The sequence below is a fragment of the Roseibium sp. genome, from assembly GCF_965232425.1.
In the GTDB taxonomy this organism is placed as follows: Bacteria; Pseudomonadota; Alphaproteobacteria; order Rhizobiales; family Stappiaceae; genus Roseibium.
Genome location: NZ_OZ246971.1, coordinates 4,665,815 through 4,682,831, shown reverse-complemented (window position 1 = coordinate 4,682,831; position 17,017 = coordinate 4,665,815). Strand labels below are relative to the sequence as shown.

The window sequence follows — 17,017 nt, the reverse complement described above, 5'->3', positions numbered from 1 at the left end:
ATCGACGCGCTGCGCCCCGGCCAACCCGGAGGCCGACATGCCAACAGCCGATGAATTCTACACAAGCGCGCAGCGGGACCTTCAGGCCCGGTTCGGGACCGCCAAACTGGCGGATACCGTTGTCGCCGCCATCGTCCGCGACGAGATCGAAGACCCCCATGTGCCGTTCATCGAAAGCCGCGATTTCTTCTTCCTGTCGACGGTCAGCGCGGATGGCGAACCGACGGTCAGCTACAAGGGCGGCCCCGTCGGGATCGTGAAGGTCCTGGACCCGCGCACCCTGGTGTTCCCGAGCTATGACGGCAATGGCATGTTCAAGTCGATGGGCAACATCAAGGCCGCCGCGAAGGTCGGTCTTCTGTTCATCGACATGGAAACGCCCAACCGCATCCGGGTGCAGGGCACTGCCAGCCTGAGCGAGGACGACCCGGAGCTCGCCCGTTATCCCGGCGCGAACATGCTGGTTCGCGTGGACGTGACCTCGTGCTTCCTGAATTGCGCCCGCTACATTCACAAGCACAAGCGCATTTCGGCCAGCCCATATGTGCCGGACGACAAGGGTGCGCAGCCGCATCCGTCCTGGAAACGGATCGACATGGTGCAGGATTCCCTGCCCGAAGATGCCAGAGCCCGCACAGCCGCCGAGGGCGGAACCATCACGATGGACGACTATGCCGAGAAACTGATGGCCGGCGAATCCTGAACTTTGGCAACAGCCGAGACTAGGGTACGGACCCCCTCAGGCAGCCTTGTCCAGTTGCGACTTAATCCGGTTCATTCTCCGGCTGACATAGTCGCCTTTCTTCAACTTGCGGATCTCGTTGCTGCGCAACGCCGGCGTCGACTGGAACGCGTACCAGTCACCCTCCCCGACTTTGCGCTGGTAGATCGTGTTGCCGTCTTTGCGGTGGGCAAAGCAGGTGACTGCGGGCGCAGACCCGTCCGCCGCGACCCAGGTCGCATTGAAACAAAGCGTTCCATCCGCCTTGATGAACCAGTTTCCCTCGCCGTAGGACGCATTCCTGCCGCGTCCCGAATAGGCCGAGAAGGCGCGCTTGCTGTTGGCGAAATAGCCTGCGCCATCGCTCCAGATCCAGGACCTGTTGGCAAAAAGCCCGAACACCTCGTCGACCGACATGGGGCTTGCGTCCTGCGCAGCTGCATTCAGCTGTTGCTGTGTCGCCGCCTCGGCGCTGTCGGACGTTCCGATCACAAGGCCGGCTCCTGCGATCGTGGCTGCGATCGCCAATGCTGTGACTTTCTGTTTCATTTAAAGGCTCCTCTTTGTCAGCTTGCCGGTTGGGCCCGCGCTCATGAATTCGCGGGCAGGATCTGTTCCGTGATCCGCCAGTCGGGCAGACCGTAGCCATCCGGCCAGGGCCAGACTTCCTTGTCGTTGAAGTAGATAACGGTGGTGAGCTCCGGGAATTCATTACCGACGGCGGTGACGTCCCCGGCCCATTCGGAGACATAGGCGCGGTCGCCGACATAGCCGAGTTCGGCCACGTAGACCGGTTTGCCGAAGCCGACGACACGGTCATAGGCCGGGCGCAGGGTCTCGGAAAAGGACCGGTCGCCGCCGAACTTGTCCTTGTCCCATTGCTGCAGGCCGAAGATCGACAGGCCGACGACGTCGGCATAGTCATCTCCCGGGTAGTAGGCCTGCAGCCCTTCTTCCCCCTTGGGCGACCACATGAAACGGGCATCGGGAGCGCTGCCGCGGCAAACGTCGACGACATGACGGTAGGCGTCGATATAGGCCTCCGGCTCCCATCCCGACCATGTGAAGCGTCCGGAGGTGCTCTCCATCTCCTGCGCCCAGCGGATCATGACCGGGCTTTCCATGGCCCCGGCGACCGTGCAGATGGCGGAGATGTTCGGGTCATAGTCGCCCGCCGCGATCCCCTGGCGCAACTCGGCTGGAGAAACGTCCCAGTTCTCGCCCCAGGTCCAGGGTTCGATGGTGAGAAGCACAGACCGTCCCCGTTCTTTCGCGTATTGGTCGGCAAGCAGAAGGCTCTCCAGCTCGACGTCTTCCCAGGGCAGAAACAGATGCTCGATCGAGACACCGCTTCTGTCGGTGAAAAAGCCGGGCGGATCATAGGCGCCGAAGGCAATATCCGCGCTCGGCTGAGGAACGATGACACCGGCATCCGTGTTGCCGTTGGCAACTTGCGCCACGGCCACCATCGAGGCGGCACCCACGACCGTCGCGAGAATGCCGGTCCGGATCGATATCTTCGGCAGGTTTGCTGTCTGTTTCATTTCAAGCTCCAGATCGTTATGTCGCTTCGTGCAACGCACTAGGTCGGGCGTGCGGTTTGACCCGCCGCCTCGGCCTGCTGATTGAAGGAAGGTTGGGGCGGTGCCACGAGATGCGGCCGTATGCGGACGGTCCGGACACCCGCGCTGCCCATGCCCGCACCGGCAACCGCATAAGTGGACCGCGTCAGCTTGACCGGCTCGGCTCCGATCTCCAGCGCTTCCAGGCCGGCAGGCCCCCTCAGTCCGAGCGCGGTCGCCGGCAGCACCGCCAGCAGCGCGACGGCAGCGCCCTGCAAGCAGGGGCGCCAGTTCAACGCAGCACCGGGTCGGCCGTTTTCCCGCGCATGCTGGACAATGATGACGGCCAGAAGGGAGACGTAGATCACCGCAGTGAGGGTCGCGAAGAGATAGAACCCCCGCGCCTCGCCGACCTCGGAAAACGCCAGAACAGGCAGAACGGACAAGAGCGCAAGCACCGCGTAGGGCACGAGAACGCGGATCGGCAGCTGTGCGGCGGCATCCGCGCCCTTGGGTGTAACCCGGAAATCGACGAACGAACCGGTCAGCCAGTCCCGGAACGCCGCCAGGCATCCCAGCATCGCCCAGGGCCAGCGTGCTGCCTGGAAGAACAGGGCCTCCCAGCTGAGCACCTTTGCATTGTACGGACGGCACCAGCCGTCACGCTTCCACCAGAAGGCCATCGCCACCAGGACGGCGGAGATCGGCAGGAAATGCAGCAGGAACTGGGGATAGGTGACGTTGGCAAACGGCACGCCCGCAACAAGGGCGACAACCGGCAGGGCGAACATCGCCGTCATGAAGATCGCGAACAGCGGATACCAGATCTGCGCAAACAGGAACTGGAATTTCAGCCTTGGCGGCAGCTTGCCGATGGTGCGCGGCATGTATTGAAGAAGGATCGTGACCAGGCTTCTCGACCATTGGAATTCCTGCGTCACGAGATCCGCGAAGCTGTTGGGGCCGTCGCCATGCGCGATCGCATCGATAGCGTGCACCCCGCGCCAGCCACCTGCATTCATCAGGAGTGTCGTCGAGTGGTCTTCAGCCAGCTCTGGACCGAGACCGCCGATATCCTTGAGCGCCGCCGTGCGCACGGCGTAGTGCGATCCGATGCAAAGCGGCGCCCAGCCGTTGGTGTACCCGGCCTGCAGAGCGCCGTGCAGCGTCCCTTCCGCATAAAGGCGTCCTCGCGCTGCCCAGCTCCTGTCCGCGTTGCTGTCGCAGATGCTCGGCGCTGACACATAGCCGACCTCCGGGTCCGCGAACGGCGCCATCACCTTCTCAAGGTAGTCCGGCTCCGGAACGTGATCGGCGTCCAGTTGGCTGACGAAATCATAAGCATCATAGCCATGGTGATCGTAGAAGAACGCCAGGTTGCCTTCCTTGCAGCGGGTGCGGCGCGGCCAGGTCTGCAGGTGATAATCGGGCCTGTCCTTGCGCGTCGAGATCTTCACCCCGTTTTCGGCACACCAGGCGATCGTTTCAGCGCTCGGATCTTCGTCCGCGAGCCAGGTGTCATGGTCCATGGTCTGGGCCCGCATGGCCTGCAAGGTCTTTTTCACCACCGGAAACGGTTCGGAAGGGGCTTTCGTGACGACCATTGCCACGCGCGCGCCCTTCGGAAGGCGCAACGCCGGGTTCGGCACCTTTGCCGGAATGAACATGGCCAGGAAGTAAAGCGGCAGGAACGTGATCCACGCCAGTATCACCGAAACCGCCAGATAACGGAGCGTGCCGGCATTGTGGCTCGGATCCAGCCACCAGTTCCAGAAATAGAAGATGGCTGCAATCCAGAGCCCGACACCGGCGAGATAGCGCAGCTTTTGGCCACGCGACAGCATCGGCACTAGGTAGGGTGCCGATGCCTTGGCCGGTGTATGTGCAGGGCCGTTCCGCATGTCACCGTGTCTCCAGGCCGAAGAAGGGAGCTGCCGTCCGCACGATCGTGTCGATGTCCGAATAACGCGCCTTGAAACCGATTTCCGACTGCGCCCTTTGAGGGTTGGCATAAAGGACCGGGGGATCGCCGGGACGTTTATCCTGCAGGTTGACCGGGACGGGCTTCGCCGTGATGCGCTCGACGCTGTTGATGATGTCGCGCACCGAAAGGCAGTTGCCCGAGCCGATATTGTAGGCCGCGCTCTGCCCGCCCGTATCCAGGTGGCGATAGGCAAGCACGTGCGCTTCGGCGAGGTCCTGAACATGGACATAATCGCGCAGACACGTACCATCCTCGGTCTCGTAGCTGTCGCCGTAGACATCGAGATGCGACAGCCGGCCGGCTGCCGCCATCATTGCCCGCGGGATCAGGTGCGTTTCCGGATCGTGCCATTCTCCAAGCTCGCCTTCCGGATCCGCGCCGCAGGCATTGAAGTAGCGCAGAATGACGAATTTCAGTCCATAGGCATGTGCGTAGTCCCGGATCATGTGCTCGGCCATCAGCTTGGTCTTGCCGTAGGGATTGATCGGCTGCTGTTCGCTGTCCTCGCAGATCGGCAACTGGCGCGGGATCCCGTATGTCGCGCAGCTGCTGGAAAAGATCAGCCTTTCCACGCCGGCCGACGCACAGGCATCCAGAACGGAGAGTGTCCCGCGGACATTGTTGTCGTAATAGCTCGCCGGGTCGGCAACGGACTCGCCGACATAGGCCGAGGCCGCGAAATGGATCACCGCTTCGGCATCGAACATGCCGAGCGTCTTCTCAAGCAGAGCCGTGTCCCGGATGTCGCCTTCCACGAACGGTCCCCAGCGCACGGAAGTCAGGTTTCCCGTGCTCAGGTTGTCATAGGTGACGGGCTCCCAGCCGCTCGATGCGAGCAGCTTGCAGGTATGGCTGCCGATATAGCCGGCACCGCCGGTGACCAGAATACGCCTGCGCATCACTCTGCCGCCTCTGCAAAAGCACTTGCCGCCCGGCTTCGCAGCAGATCGTCGAAATGGGAAATGGTCAGATCCAGTCCCCGGTCCAGCGTGACTTCCGGCGTCCAGCCCAGGCATTGCCTGGCCTCGGTGATGTCGGGTTTCCTCTGCTGCGGATCGTCGACCGGCTTATCAAGGAAGACAAGCTTCGACCGTGAACCGGTCCTGTCGATGACTTTCTCGGCCAGTTCAAGGACCGTGAATTCGCCGGGATTTCCCAGATTGATCGGGCCAAGTGCGTTTTCCGGCGTCTGCATGAACCGGCGGAAACCTTCGATCAGGTCGTCGACATAGCAGAACGAGCGGGTCTGCCGGCCGCTGCCGTAGATCGTGATGTCTTCGCCGCGCAGCGCCTGGATGATGAAGTTGGAAACGACCCGGCCGTCGTCAGGCCGCATGTTCGGGCCATAGGTGTTGAAGATACGAACGACCTTGATCGGCACCGAACGGGTCCTGGCATAGTCGAAAAACAGCGTTTCCGCCGCGCGCTTGCCTTCGTCGTAGCAGGCCCGCGGTCCTGTCGGGTTGACATTGCCGCAATAGCTCTCCGGCTGCGGATGCACCAGCGGATCGCCATAGACTTCCGACGTGGATGCCTGGAAGGCCGTTGCGCCCGTCCGCTCTGCAAGATCCAGAACGTTGATTGCGCCGATCACGTTGGTTTTCATCGTCCGGATGGGGTCGCGCTGGTAATGCGGCGGCGACGCCGGACAGGCGAGATTGTAGATCTCGTCGAGACTCTCATTGATCCTTGAAAGTGGCGTTTCGATGTCCTGGACGATCAGGCTGAAATTCTGGTAGTCGGTCAGATCCGAGACATTCTCGAACCGTCCGGTCGAGAAGTTGTCCAGGCAGATGACCCTGTAGCCCTCGCCGAGCAAACGCCTGCACAGATGCGACCCCAGGAACCCGGCGCCGCCGGTTACCAGGGCGGTTTTCACCGGCCGGTACCGGGCGGCACTAATGTCGGACCGCAGGTCTTTTCCGAGTGTCGAACCGTCCGTTTTCATTGCATTCCTCCGAAATCGGCAGCAGCCGGCCATTCGGCAAGCCACGGGGGTTTCCCGGTGCGCCTTCTTGGCAACGGTCCGGGATGAGTTTGTCAAAGCGGCACTCCGCTTCGGAGGTGCCCTTGAGCTTCCGGTTTTCGCAGGTGTGATCCGCCCTCTGCCTTTTGGGCTCAGGTGCCGCCAGACGGAAACAGGACATCCGCATGCAGCGAATGATTGTATCCGTCAGGCTTCACATCCTGACACTGCAAGAAGTGGATCTGACGGGGATCAAGTTCAACAAGGATGGCGGGACATTAAATATTCTTAATCCCGCAGCAAGATTGAAGTAATCGTAAGAAAAAGGTCATAAATTCAAATAATTCTGGAAAAGATGAATTGTTTCTGCGGACTCAGCCCTTACCGGCACGTGCGCGGCACCTGGATTTCTGTCCGAAACCGCTTGCGGTGCAAATCCAGGCCGCATCGCCATGATCGGCCGACATGGCGGACTTCACCTTGTCTGCCGGGGTCGTTGCCGTTGCGAGAGTGATCGGCAAGAAGGCGGATTTTTTCCGGATGGCCGAAGCGTCCGGCGCAGATACCGTGCGTGCAGAGCTGTCCGCTGTCACCCGGACGTTTTCGGGAATGCCCGCAAAACTGCATGAGGCAACGATCGCCGCTGCCGACAGCACGGGCACCAGATGCGCGGGAAACACGCCCTTTAAGAAAGTGCAAATTCCTGAAACTGCCATGTCGTTTCCCTGCCGGTTCGGCGTGCGGCTTGTTGGCACCGCTTCGCGTTTGATGTTCACCTCTCCCAAGGTCAAACACAAGTTAACAGTCAACCGCTGCAGGCTTAACAACAGGTAAACATGCGCCGATCCGCACCACCCGTTCAAGCTTGGAGGTCTTGTCAAGCAACGGGGTTTCCGACACCTTGGAACTGATTGAAGGAACGTATTGGCATTTTTGATACCGGAACGGATTGTCCCGCAGTCAGGCAACCTGCCTGCACCGGCCCAAGTATTGCAACAGGGTGCGTGTCATGCAGAGCGAAACCGGACAGCTGAAACTGGAAGCCTCGCCCGGCTTGTCAGCCTGGCTCGAAAGCCAGGACGTGTCTCTCGCCGTTTCCACCTACCAGGCGGCCAAGATCTTTCTGATCGGCAACAATTCCGAAACCGGGCGCATTTCCGTGTTCGAGCGAACATTCGCGCGAGCCATGGGCCTTGCCGCCACGCCGGGCGCAGACCAGCTATGGCTGGCGTCCCAGTTTCAGTTGTGGCGTTTCGAGGACTTTCTGTCCCGCGAACCGGTCAGGCAGCCCTACGACGCCGTCTACGTGCCGATTGAAGGCCGCACGGTTGGCGAGGTCGATATTCACGACATTCACCCGAGGCCCGGGCAACCTCCCCTTTTTGTCGTGTCCCGGTTCAACTGCATCGCCACGCTGGACGCGGAAAACAGCTTTGCGCCGGTCTGGATGCCCAAATTCATCGATGCGGTGGTCGCCGAAGACCGCTGCCATCTGAACGGCATGGCCGTGACGGATGACAAGCCGCGGCTCGTGACCTGCGTCGCTGCTACCAATTCCGGCGGCGAATGGAGGGAACACAGACGCAGCGGCGGCATTGTCATCGACGTGGAGAGCGGAGAATCCGTTGCCGGTGGATTTTCCATGCCGCACTCCCCCCGCCTTCGGGAGGGCCGCTGCTACCTTATCCAGTCCGGAACAGGAGAATTCGGCACGCTCGATCTCGACGACGGCACCTTCACGCCGATCTGCGCGCTGCAGGGTTTTGCCCGCGGGCTCAGTTTTATCGGCGACTACGCAATCATCGGCGTGTCGAAACCGAGGGACGAACGCCATTTCGGCGGGCTGGCGCTGTCGGACCGGCTGGCGGACGCGCACCTCGAACCGCTTTGCCATGTCGCCATCGTGAACCTGACGTCGGGAAACATCGAGCATCGGCTTGTCTTCGAGGGTGTGGTCAGCGAGCTATACGACATCGCGGTTCTGCGCGGTGTGCGCAGGCCCATGATCCACGGCTTCGTGCAGCCGGACCTGCGCTTCGTCATCCGACCGGCGCCGTTCGATATCGAAGCGCATAACGGGCTCAACCGATGACGGCGCGCAAGCGGATCCTGATGTGCTGGGAGGCCGGTGCGAATTACGGCCACGCCGCGAAGATATCTCAGCTTCTGCCCTGGTTGCCCCCGGATTGGGATATCATCGCCGCCGTGCGCGACCCTGCCGCGTTCCGGACGCTGATCCCCGACCCGCGCATCAAGGTGACGTCCGCCCCTTTTGCCCCCGACATCAAGGTTCCCAAAAGCGAGGCCTTCGGCATGAGCTACCCGGATGTGATGCGCTTCGTGGGTTGGCACGATGCCGATATCCTGGCGGCCTACCTGGAATGCTGGGAGGTTCTGATCCGGGAATTGCGCGCCGATATCCTGATTGCGCAGGCTGCGCCAACCGCCCTCCTGGCGGCGCGGGCACTCGGCATTCCACGCGCCATGATCGGCGGCGGCTATGACCTGCCTCCAAGGGCGGTGCCAATGCCCGGCTTCCTGCATTGGCAGGAATGCGACAGGAACGAACTAGAAAAGCGCGAGGCGCGCGTCGTCGACACGGCCAACGTTGCGCTTGGCAGACGAGGCCACAACCGGCTCGCTTCGTTTCGCGACCTGCTGGAGACGGACAGGTATCTGCTCGTGACCGTGCCCGAACTCGATCACTATGGTGACCGTTCGGCCATCGAGCCGGACCATACGCCCTATCTCGGCCCGATCGCCGGCATTCCGTTCGGCGAGACCACCTCCTGGCGGCCTGAGGCCGACTGCCGGATCTTCGCCTATCTGCGCCCAGACAACCCGAGATTTGAAACCGCGATCAGGGCGCTCGCATCGCTTCCGGCGACGACGGATATCATCCTCGCCGCGCCGAACGCACCCCGGGCCCTGCCTGAGCGCCTGAAGACCACATCCGTGCGGCTGTTCACGGGGCCGGTCAATCTTGAACCCCTGCTTGGCGACTGCAACCTCGGCATCAGCCACGCCTCCGCGAACATCGCCACGAACTTCGCCCTGCACGGCGTCCCCCAGATCGGCCTGCCGAACCACACGGAGCAGACCATGATGGCCCACGCCTTCTCCGGCCATCAACTCGGACTGGGACTGATCGGTAACTCCAAACCCGAACAGCTCCTTCATGCCATCGATCTGGTCCGCGCTTCGCGGCAGGTCGCGGAGGCGACGGCCGACTTCTCCAGAAGGTGGCCCCCGCAAGACGCCTGGCGCACCGGCGAGCGCGCGGCCGAACAGATCGCGTCGCTCGGCTGAAACGCAGCCGGACAGGGCTGACGGGCCTCATGATTGGTGAAATTGACAAAGCATGCTAACGTAACGTCATTCATTAACCATGTTTTCTTCCCGCATTGATTTCAAGGGGGATTTATTGATGGGACGAGGATTTAGGAAAGCTCATAATTATCAGGATTTTGATGGGTGCGGCTTCTTCTGGAAATGGTTCTACCGCCGACTGGAGAAAGAGCTGACCGATGCCGACGTCGAACTGATCGCGCTTGGTGACATCAACGGCGACGGGATCACCGACTACTCCCTGGCGCTGACAAGAAACATTGAATACAGCTTCAAGGGGTTTTTCGGACGGACCTACAGCTGGAACCGGGAAATCGAGAAGAACCTTGTCATCCTGAGCGGCGATGACGGTCCGAAGGTGCGCGATCTCGGGCGGACAACCGGGATCAAGGGGCCGGTCATTGAAACCGTGGCCCTCGGCGACATCAACGGGGACGGCATCGACGATTTCGCCACGCTTGCCGGCGGCGGTGGCTTTTACGGTCTCGGAGGCCCGGATGCCGGTGTTGTCGGATACTACGGCGACCTCGTCGACGACGTTTACATCACCTTCGGCGGTGCCCGGAAGAAGGCAACAAGCCTGAGCAGCCTGGACGGGATCGACGGCAGCGTGATCGGCCTGAAATCCATCGGCGACGTCAACGGCGACGGGATTGACGACCTTGCCGCGAATGTCGGCTTCTACTATGGCCGCGGCGCCAACGCGACCTATTACGGCAAAGCCATCGACGACACCTACATCATCTTCGGCGGCAAGTCGCTGGACCCGGTCAGCGTCGGAGCGCTCGGGTTCTCAGGCAACGTCCTGGATGTGAGCGCGCTTGGTGATGTCAATGGAGACGGCTTCGCGGACGTGGCGGCAACCGTCGGCTTCTACTACGGTTACTACGGGTATTACGGTCAGGATCCGGACGAGGTTTCCTACTACGGCCAGGTGACGGAAGACGTGGTCATCCTGTTCGGCAACGGTCAGGGCGGCTTCGATGAGAGGCAGAGCCTGAACCGTCTTGCGGATACCGACGGCCAGTTCGTGAGCGTGGAGGCCATCGGCGACATCAACGGTGACGGGGTCTCCGATTTTGCCGGAGTGGCTGCCAACTACTACGGTTATTACGGCTATTACGGGTCCGACATCAGGGACGTGTTCCTGTTCCTGGGCGACGACAACCCGCCGGTCAGCCTCGGCGAACTGGCCGGACCGGAAAAAACGGCAATCGACGTTTACGAGCTGGGAGACATAAACGGGGACGGCTTTGCCGATATCGGCATCGGTATCGCGGGTTACTACGGCAATTATTACGGCAACTACTACGGCAATTATTACGGCCAGCAGGCCGAAGACGTGCTCGTGATCTTCGGCAACCCCGACGGCGAGACCGAAGTCTCGGCGCTCTCAGCTTTCATCGGCACGAACGAAGCCCTGCACGGGGCGACCTCGCTTGGTGACGTCAACGGCGACGGCATCGGAGATTTCGCTGTTGCCTGCGGCGGTTTCTACGGAGCTGGAGTGCCGGGCGAAACGCTCCTGGTCTTCGGCGGCCGCGACACGGCCCTTCAGACCCTGAACCTGAAGGAATTCGGCCTTTCGGACGATGCCTTCGGCGATATCAAGGCCCTCGGGGACACCAATGGAGACGGCTTCGCCGATTTCTCGGTGGCCGGCTACTACGGCTATTATGGCTCCGAGGCGCTCAAGGGCTCCAGCTACGTGGTCTACGGCGGTGAAACAACGCTCGGGATCGCGGATTTCGCCAAGAATGCCCGTCTCGGCAGCCTCGAAGTGACCCAGCGGGTCTCGCTTGACCTGTCCCCGCTCGGCGACACGTTCAGCTTCACCGACGAGATCTTCTAGGCAGGTTTCGGGTCTCAGGTTTCGGCATCAAGCCGCCTGACGGAACACAAGGGCTCTGTCAGGCGGCCTGTTTTTTTGGCGATGCCGATCGCCCGATTTGTCCTGCTCCTCCCTTCCCCAATTGCACTCTTCCTGCCGCTCGCCTACATGAACGCGCTGGAGGTGCTTGTGAACACATTGACTTCGCTGACGGAAGAAACCCGGCTGACGCTGGCAAACCTGGCAGATGCCGCGACCGGCCTGACAGTGCCGAGCCTTCGGCTGGGGGTAACCGGTCTCGCCCGCTCGGGGAAGACCGTCTTTCTGACCGCGCTTGTGCACAATCTCGTTCACGGCGGACGCCTGCCGCTTTTCAGCGCCTCTGCCGGGCGCAGGATGACCTCGGCGCGCCTGCAGCCGCAGCCGGACGACGCGGTGCCCCGCTTCGACTACGAGGCCCATGTCAATGCGCTCGTCAACGAACGGATCTGGCCGGACTCGACCCGGCAGGTCTCCGAACTGCGCCTGACCATCGATTATGAGAGCGCCTCCTTCCTCTACCGGAAACTCGGCCCGGGCCGCCTGCACGTGGACCTGATCGACTATCCCGGGGAATGGCTTCTCGACCTGCCGCTGCTCGGAAAGGATTTTGCCGCCTTCTCCGCCGAAGCCCTCCAGCGTGCCCGCGCCCAGAACCGGACACAGATCGCCGACCCGTTCCTCGGCGCGCTGGCCGGGACCGATCCAGAAGACAGCGAAAACGAACAGAGAGCGCAGGAACTCGCCGCGCATTTCAAGACCTATCTTGCCGAATGCCGCGCGGATGCGCATGCCCTGTCGATGCTGCCGCCCGGCCGGTTCCTGATGCCGGGCGACCTGGACGGCTCCCCCGCCCTGACCTTCGCGCCGCTGGATCTTGCCGCCGATGCCGGTCCGGCGCGCTCCGGCACGCTGCGCGCGATGATGGAACGCCGGTACGAATCCTACAAGAACCACGTCGTCCGCCCGTTCTTCCGCGAACATTTTGCAAGGCTCGACCGGCAGATCGTGCTGGTCGACGTGCTGCATGCCCTGAATGCCGGCCCCCACGCGATTGCCGATCTCGAAATCGCCCTGAGCGAGGTGCTCGGCGCCTTCAGGCCCGGAAGACGCAGCTGGCTCTCCTCCATTCTTGCACGGCGCATCGACAGGATCCTGTTCGCGGCAACCAAGGCGGATCATCTGCACAGCGCCGATCACGACCGGCTTGAGGCGATCCTGAAACGGCTGGTCACCCGCGCGGAGGAGCGCGCGCGGTTCAAGGGTGCCGAGGTCGATGTCCTGGCGATGGCCGCCGTGCGCGCGACCCGCGAAGCCACCGTGAAGCACCGGGGCGAAGAGCTGCCCGCGATCCTCGGAACCCCTCTTCCCGGCGAGCGGCTGAATGGCGACAGCTACGACGGCAACACCGAAATCGCCATGTTTCCCGGAGACTTGCCGCAGAACCCTGAATCACTTTTTCGCAAAGATGATTCTGTTTCTGAAGCTACCGGCCCCAAGATCCGGAAAGGAAAGTCGAACCTTCAGTTCCTGAGGTTCCGGCCGCCGAAACTGGACACGACCGCGGAAGGCCTGACCCTGTCCCTGCCCCATATCCGTCTGGACCGCGCCCTTGAATTCCTGATTGGAGATCGTCTCGCATGAGCGGATCTGAACCGACAAGAACCCGCAAGCCCGCCGCCTTCCGCCTTGATGACAGCAAGGTGCACCTGTCGGACGACGACCTCAGGGAGCCCGCCGCGGACGAGGCCATTGTCGCCCGGTCGGCGATCGAGGACGACGAGATCCGGCTGCCGCGCGACGCCAGCGATCCGAAGCCCGGTTTCGGCTTCGGCAAGTGGCTCATGGCCGGGCTCGCCGGCCTGGTCTCGCTGGCCATCGGCCTCGCGGTCGACAGCCTGATCCGGGATCTTTTCGCGCGGACGGACTGGCTCGGCTGGCTGGGTGTCGGCCTTGCGGCAATCGCCGCGCTCGGATTGCTCGGATTGGTGCTGCGCGAACTGGCTGGCCTGATGAGGCTCGGCAAAATCGATGACGTGCGTGAAAGTCTGCAGATCGCAGCAGAAGAAGACGATGCCAGGCGTGCGAGCGCCGGACTGAAAGACCTGCTCGACCTCTACAGGGACCGCCCGGCAACCGCCCAGGGCCGCAAGGCGCTTGCCGGACACATGCGCGAGGTGATCGACGGACGCGATCTCGTCAAGCTGGCCGAACGCGATCTCCTGTCGCCACTCGATCAGGAAGCCCGCAAGATCGTCATGAACAGCGCCAAGCGGGTCTCGGTGATCACCGCCGTCAGCCCGCGCGCCCTGGTCGATCTTCTCGTCGTCCTGTTCGAGAACCTGAGGATCATCCGCCGGCTGTCGGCCCTTTATGGCGGCAGGCCCGGAACGCTCGGCTTTCTGCGCCTGGCCAAGCACGTGCTGGCGCACCTGGCGGTGACCGGCGGGATGGCGGCCGGCGACAGTCTCGCCTCCGAACTCCTCGGGCACGGCCTGGCCGCCCGCCTGTCGGCCCGGCTCGGCGAAGGCGTGATCAACGGTCTCCTGACGGCGCGGATCGGCATCGCCGCGATTTCCGTTTGCCGTCCGGCCCCGTTTGTCGACAGCAGCGGGCCGAACGTGAAAGACTTCATGGGCGAACTGATCGCGTCCTCGGAAAAGGCCGAGAAGGAAGCCAGGGAGGAGAAGTGACCGGGCCGTCTTTGAACTGCACAACCCCGCATCTTCGCAAATCCCGTCTCGACAGCCCCGGCACGGCTGATTAGTTTCTTGCCATGTTCATCAGCTTCTTCTCCGAACTGAAATCCGCCGGCATCCCTGTCTCGCTCCGCGAATACCTGACGCTCATGGACGCGCTGGACAAGGATCTCGCCGAGCGCAGTGTCGAGGATTTCTACTATCTGGCCCGGCTCACGCTGGTGAAGGACGAGAGCAATCTGGACAAGTTCGACCGGGTGTTCGGCCACGTGTTCAAGGGCCTCGACCTGATGAGCGACGTGCCCGTCACCGACATTCCCGAGGAGTGGCTGCGAAAACTCGCCGAAAAGCACCTGAGCGAAGAGGAAAAAGCCCGGATCGAGGCGCTTGGCGGCTTTGAAAAGCTCATGGAAACGCTGCGCGAACGCCTGAAGGAACAGGAAAAACGCCACCAGGGCGGCAACAAGTGGATCGGAACCGCCGGCACGTCGCCCTTCGGGGCTTACGGCTACAACCCGGAAGGCGTGCGCATCGGCCAGAAGGAAAGCCGCCACCGGCGCGCCGTCAAGGTCTGGGACAAGCGGGATTTCAAGGATCTTGACGACACCCAGCTTCTGGGAACGCGGAACATCCAGGTCGCGCTCAAGCGGCTCAGGAACTTCGCCCGAACGGGCGCGGCGGAGGAGCTGGACCTCGACGACACGATCCGGTCAACCGCGCACAAGGGCCTGCTCGACATCAAGATGCGGCCCGAGCGGCACAACGCGGTGAAAGTGCTGCTGTTCTTCGATATCGGTGGGTCTATGGACGACCACATCCGGGTCTGCGAGGAACTGTTTTCCGCAGCCAGGTCCGAATTCAAGGTGATGGAGCATTTCTACTTCCACAACTGTCTTTACGAATATGTCTGGAAGGATAATCACCGGCGCCACACCGAACGCATCGATACGATAGATGTGCTGCACAAGTACCCGTCCGACTACAAGATCATCTTCGTGGGCGACGCGTCCATGAGCCCTTACGAGATCGCCTATGCGGGCGGCTCGGTGGAGCACTGGAACGAGGAAGCCGGATCCGTCTGGATGCAGCGCATGACGGGCCTTTACCGGAGCGCTGTCTGGCTCAATCCCGTGCGCGAGGAGCACTGGCACTACACCCATTCCATAAAGATGCTGAACGAACTGATGGAAGGCCGCATGTTCCCCATGACGGTCGAGGGCCTCACCGAGGCAATGAAGGAACTTGCGCGATGACGGTCTTTAAAGGGCACGCCGGATGACCGGCGAAGACACCGGTGGTAAACCTCGGAACACCGCACAAATAGATCCGGACAGCCATGCAACGACCACCGGCATGACCGGGCACGGCTACTACGATGCCAATTCCCGAACCCAGTGGAATGCCATCGAGGCGGTCCTGCCCATGCTGGATAATGCGGCGGCACGGTTTCCGCTACAGGACGAAGGCGTGATCACCTTCGCCGACTATGGCTGTTCGGAAGGCCGCAATTCGGTCGCGGTGATGGCGAGAGCACTGGAGACCGCCCTTCCCCGCACGGCTCTGCCGTTGCAGACGGTCCACTCGGACCTCCCGACAAATGATTTCGGCACCCTGTTCCAGAACCTGCGTCCGCACGGTCAGTCGGTTTTCGGCAGCGACCGGGTATTTTCCTCAGCCGTCGGCGGGTCCATGTACGACCAGTTGCGGCCGGACCGGAGCGTGCACCTGGCAACGACCTTCAACGCCATCGGGTTTCTGTCCAGACGTCCGGTGGCGGCCCTGCCGGGCTACATTCAGCCGAACGGCCCGAGCGCGGTCCGCGGAAACGGGCGTGTCACGGATGAAGAAACGGCTGCCTTCGGCGAACAGGCCAGACGCGACGTTGAGGCGTTCCTGAAGGTCAGGGCACGTGAACTGGTGCCGGGCGGTCAACTGCTTGTGCAGGTATTCGGCGCAACGGCAGAGGCCCGGACCTGCGACGGCATTTACGATCTCTTGAACGATGCCGTTCTCGGCTTTGTCGAGACCGGCGAGATCGACACGGAAAACTACGCCCGTTACTACCAGCCGGTCTACATGCGCCGGCTGGGGGAACTTACCTGTCCGGTGCTGGAACCGGGCCACGAGACGGCGGGTCTTTATGATCTGAACGAGGCAAGGGACTACGAGATCGCTGTCCCCTTCGTCGAGCAATACAGGCTAGACGGAGATCTCGACACTTACGCCGCGGCCTATGTCCATTTCTTCCGGGCATTCACCGAAGCCGTCTTGACGAACGCCCTGCCCGGCACGCCCGGCAGAAACGGTCTTGTCGACCGCATTTACGCACGGGCGGAAGAGATCCTGAAGGCTGACCCGGATCTCTACCCGTTTCGCTATCTTGCGGTCGCAATGCGCCTGACCCGGAGAGCCTGAGACAAGTGGCCCTCAGCCGCGCAGAACCATGACGGAACACGGTGCGTGGCGCACGATATGGGCCGCGTTCGATCCGATGAAGTAGGTGCTCAGACCCGGCTTGTGCGAACTCATGAGTACCAGGTCGCAACCGGCCTGTTCCGCCTCGTCGATCACCTCGTGATAGACGCTGCCCATGCGCACGACACTGTCGACGGTTCCCTCCGGCAGTTTGAGATCCGCACCGATCTTGTCCAGGATGACCGCTGTTTCACTTGTCGCGCGCTTCTGCCAGCCCTCCGGCAACTGGCTGGCAACAAAACTCTGAACCTCCGGACAGACGGCCATCAGGTGGATCTTGGCTCCGTAGTCGCGTGCCATCTGGCCCGCCTTCGCGAGCGCGTCTTTTGCAAAACCCGGTTCTGCGGGGTCGACGGGAACGAGAATCTTCTCAAACATGGCGTTTCTCCAAG

The 17,017-nt window shown here is 62.0% G+C and carries 15 protein-coding genes; 8 read left to right on the top strand and 7 right to left on the bottom strand.

The genetic code is table 11. The features are described from left to right. Positions 1-37: 37 nt before the first annotated feature. Positions 38-703 carry a pyridoxamine 5'-phosphate oxidase family protein gene (locus tag ACO08A_RS21280; RefSeq protein WP_422037918.1) on the top strand — a complete coding sequence of 222 codons (666 nt, stop codon included), beginning with the start codon at positions 38-40 and terminating at the stop codon, positions 701-703. Positions 704-739: 36 nt separating this feature from the next. Here the strand turns inward: ACO08A_RS21280 and ACO08A_RS21275 are convergent, their stop codons facing one another. The 6 genes from ACO08A_RS21275 to ACO08A_RS21250 all read right to left on the bottom strand — a co-directional run bounded on the left by ACO08A_RS21275 (position 740) and on the right by ACO08A_RS21250 (position 6,949). Next, positions 740-1,270: a DUF995 domain-containing protein gene (locus tag ACO08A_RS21275; RefSeq protein ID WP_422037917.1), complete on the bottom strand. Its 531-nt coding sequence runs from the start codon at positions 1,268-1,270 to the stop codon at positions 740-742. Between the two features lie 41 nt (positions 1,271-1,311). Then, a complete protein-coding gene (locus ACO08A_RS21270; protein ID WP_422037916.1) occupies positions 1,312-2,265 on the bottom strand; it encodes a glycoside hydrolase family 26 protein in 954 nt (317 codons plus the stop codon). A 38-nt stretch (positions 2,266-2,303) separates the two neighbouring features. After that, positions 2,304-4,184, bottom strand: coding sequence for a glycosyltransferase family 2 protein (locus ACO08A_RS21265; RefSeq protein WP_422037915.1), 1,881 nt, complete (start codon positions 4,182-4,184; stop codon positions 2,304-2,306). A gap of 1 nt (position 4,185) precedes the next feature. Next, entirely contained in the window at positions 4,186-5,166 is a 981-nt protein-coding gene (gene galE, locus ACO08A_RS21260; protein ID WP_422037914.1) for a UDP-glucose 4-epimerase GalE, read from the bottom strand. Beyond that, positions 5,166-6,215, bottom strand: a complete 1,050-nt coding sequence (locus ACO08A_RS21255; protein WP_422037913.1) for a UDP-glucuronic acid decarboxylase family protein — start codon at positions 6,213-6,215, stop codon at positions 5,166-5,168. The genes galE and ACO08A_RS21255 overlap by 1 nt, the downstream gene beginning before the upstream one ends. 392 nt (positions 6,216-6,607) lie before the next feature. Next, positions 6,608-6,949 (bottom strand): hypothetical protein, encoded by a 342-nt coding sequence (locus tag ACO08A_RS21250; RefSeq protein ID WP_422037912.1) that lies wholly within the window; start codon positions 6,947-6,949, stop codon positions 6,608-6,610. A 293-nt stretch (positions 6,950-7,242) separates the two neighbouring features. On the opposite strand from ACO08A_RS21250, the gene ACO08A_RS21245 reads away from it, so the two are divergent. The 7 genes from ACO08A_RS21245 to ACO08A_RS21215 all read left to right on the top strand — a co-directional run bounded on the left by ACO08A_RS21245 (position 7,243) and on the right by ACO08A_RS21215 (position 16,565). Then, positions 7,243-8,325: a TIGR03032 family protein gene (locus ACO08A_RS21245; RefSeq protein ID WP_422037911.1), complete on the top strand. Its 1,083-nt coding sequence runs from the start codon at positions 7,243-7,245 to the stop codon at positions 8,323-8,325. Further along, positions 8,322-9,542: a glycosyltransferase gene (locus ACO08A_RS21240; protein WP_422037910.1), complete on the top strand. Its 1,221-nt coding sequence runs from the start codon at positions 8,322-8,324 to the stop codon at positions 9,540-9,542. Before ACO08A_RS21245 ends, ACO08A_RS21240 begins: the two co-directional genes overlap by 4 nt. A gap of 118 nt (positions 9,543-9,660) precedes the next feature. Next, entirely contained in the window at positions 9,661-11,433 is a 1,773-nt protein-coding gene (locus ACO08A_RS21235; RefSeq protein ID WP_422037909.1) for a hypothetical protein, read from the top strand. A 168-nt stretch (positions 11,434-11,601) separates the two neighbouring features. Further along, complete coding sequence (locus ACO08A_RS21230) at positions 11,602-13,095, top strand: YcjX family protein (protein WP_422037908.1); 1,494 nt, start codon at positions 11,602-11,604, stop codon at positions 13,093-13,095. Next, positions 13,092-14,144 (top strand): YcjF family protein, encoded by a 1,053-nt coding sequence (locus ACO08A_RS21225; RefSeq protein ID WP_422037907.1) that lies wholly within the window; start codon positions 13,092-13,094, stop codon positions 14,142-14,144. The genes ACO08A_RS21230 and ACO08A_RS21225 overlap by 4 nt, the downstream gene beginning before the upstream one ends. A gap of 83 nt (positions 14,145-14,227) precedes the next feature. Then, positions 14,228-15,403: a vWA domain-containing protein gene (locus ACO08A_RS21220; protein WP_422037906.1), complete on the top strand. Its 1,176-nt coding sequence runs from the start codon at positions 14,228-14,230 to the stop codon at positions 15,401-15,403. A 22-nt stretch (positions 15,404-15,425) separates the two neighbouring features. Continuing rightward, the gene (locus tag ACO08A_RS21215; protein WP_422037905.1) at positions 15,426-16,565 is read left to right on the top strand and encodes a hypothetical protein; all 1,140 of its coding nucleotides are present in this window, start codon (positions 15,426-15,428) and stop codon (positions 16,563-16,565) included. A 12-nt stretch (positions 16,566-16,577) separates the two neighbouring features. On the opposite strand, the gene ACO08A_RS21210 is transcribed toward ACO08A_RS21215, so the two are convergent. Next, on the bottom strand, positions 16,578-17,003 hold the full coding sequence (locus ACO08A_RS21210) for a universal stress protein (RefSeq protein WP_422037904.1): 426 nt from the start codon (positions 17,001-17,003) through the stop codon (positions 16,578-16,580). Between the last annotated feature and the right edge of the window lie 14 nt (positions 17,004-17,017).

Bases quoted from the DNA above. Each gene is read 5' to 3' on its own strand.
- ACO08A_RS21280 (WP_422037918.1), top strand. From the start codon at position 38: ATGCCAACAGCCGATGAATTCTACACAAGCGCGCAGCGGGACCTTCAG.
- ACO08A_RS21275 (WP_422037917.1), bottom strand. From the start codon at position 1,270: ATGAAACAGAAAGTCACAGCATTGGCGATCGCAGCCACGATCGCAGGA.
- ACO08A_RS21270 (WP_422037916.1), bottom strand. From the start codon at position 2,265: ATGAAACAGACAGCAAACCTGCCGAAGATATCGATCCGGACCGGCATT.
- ACO08A_RS21265 (WP_422037915.1), bottom strand. From the start codon at position 4,184: ATGCGGAACGGCCCTGCACATACACCGGCCAAGGCATCGGCACCCTAC.
- galE (WP_422037914.1), bottom strand. From the start codon at position 5,166: ATGCGCAGGCGTATTCTGGTCACCGGCGGTGCCGGCTATATCGGCAGC.
- ACO08A_RS21255 (WP_422037913.1), bottom strand. From the start codon at position 6,215: ATGAAAACGGACGGTTCGACACTCGGAAAAGACCTGCGGTCCGACATT.
- ACO08A_RS21250 (WP_422037912.1), bottom strand. From the start codon at position 6,949: ATGGCAGTTTCAGGAATTTGCACTTTCTTAAAGGGCGTGTTTCCCGCG.
- ACO08A_RS21245 (WP_422037911.1), top strand. From the start codon at position 7,243: ATGCAGAGCGAAACCGGACAGCTGAAACTGGAAGCCTCGCCCGGCTTG.
- ACO08A_RS21240 (WP_422037910.1), top strand. From the start codon at position 8,322: ATGACGGCGCGCAAGCGGATCCTGATGTGCTGGGAGGCCGGTGCGAAT.
- ACO08A_RS21235 (WP_422037909.1), top strand. From the start codon at position 9,661: ATGGGACGAGGATTTAGGAAAGCTCATAATTATCAGGATTTTGATGGG.
- ACO08A_RS21225 (WP_422037907.1), top strand. From the start codon at position 13,092: ATGAGCGGATCTGAACCGACAAGAACCCGCAAGCCCGCCGCCTTCCGC.
- ACO08A_RS21220 (WP_422037906.1), top strand. From the start codon at position 14,228: ATGTTCATCAGCTTCTTCTCCGAACTGAAATCCGCCGGCATCCCTGTC.
- ACO08A_RS21215 (WP_422037905.1), top strand. From the start codon at position 15,426: ATGACCGGCGAAGACACCGGTGGTAAACCTCGGAACACCGCACAAATA.
- ACO08A_RS21210 (WP_422037904.1), bottom strand. From the start codon at position 17,003: ATGTTTGAGAAGATTCTCGTTCCCGTCGACCCCGCAGAACCGGGTTTT.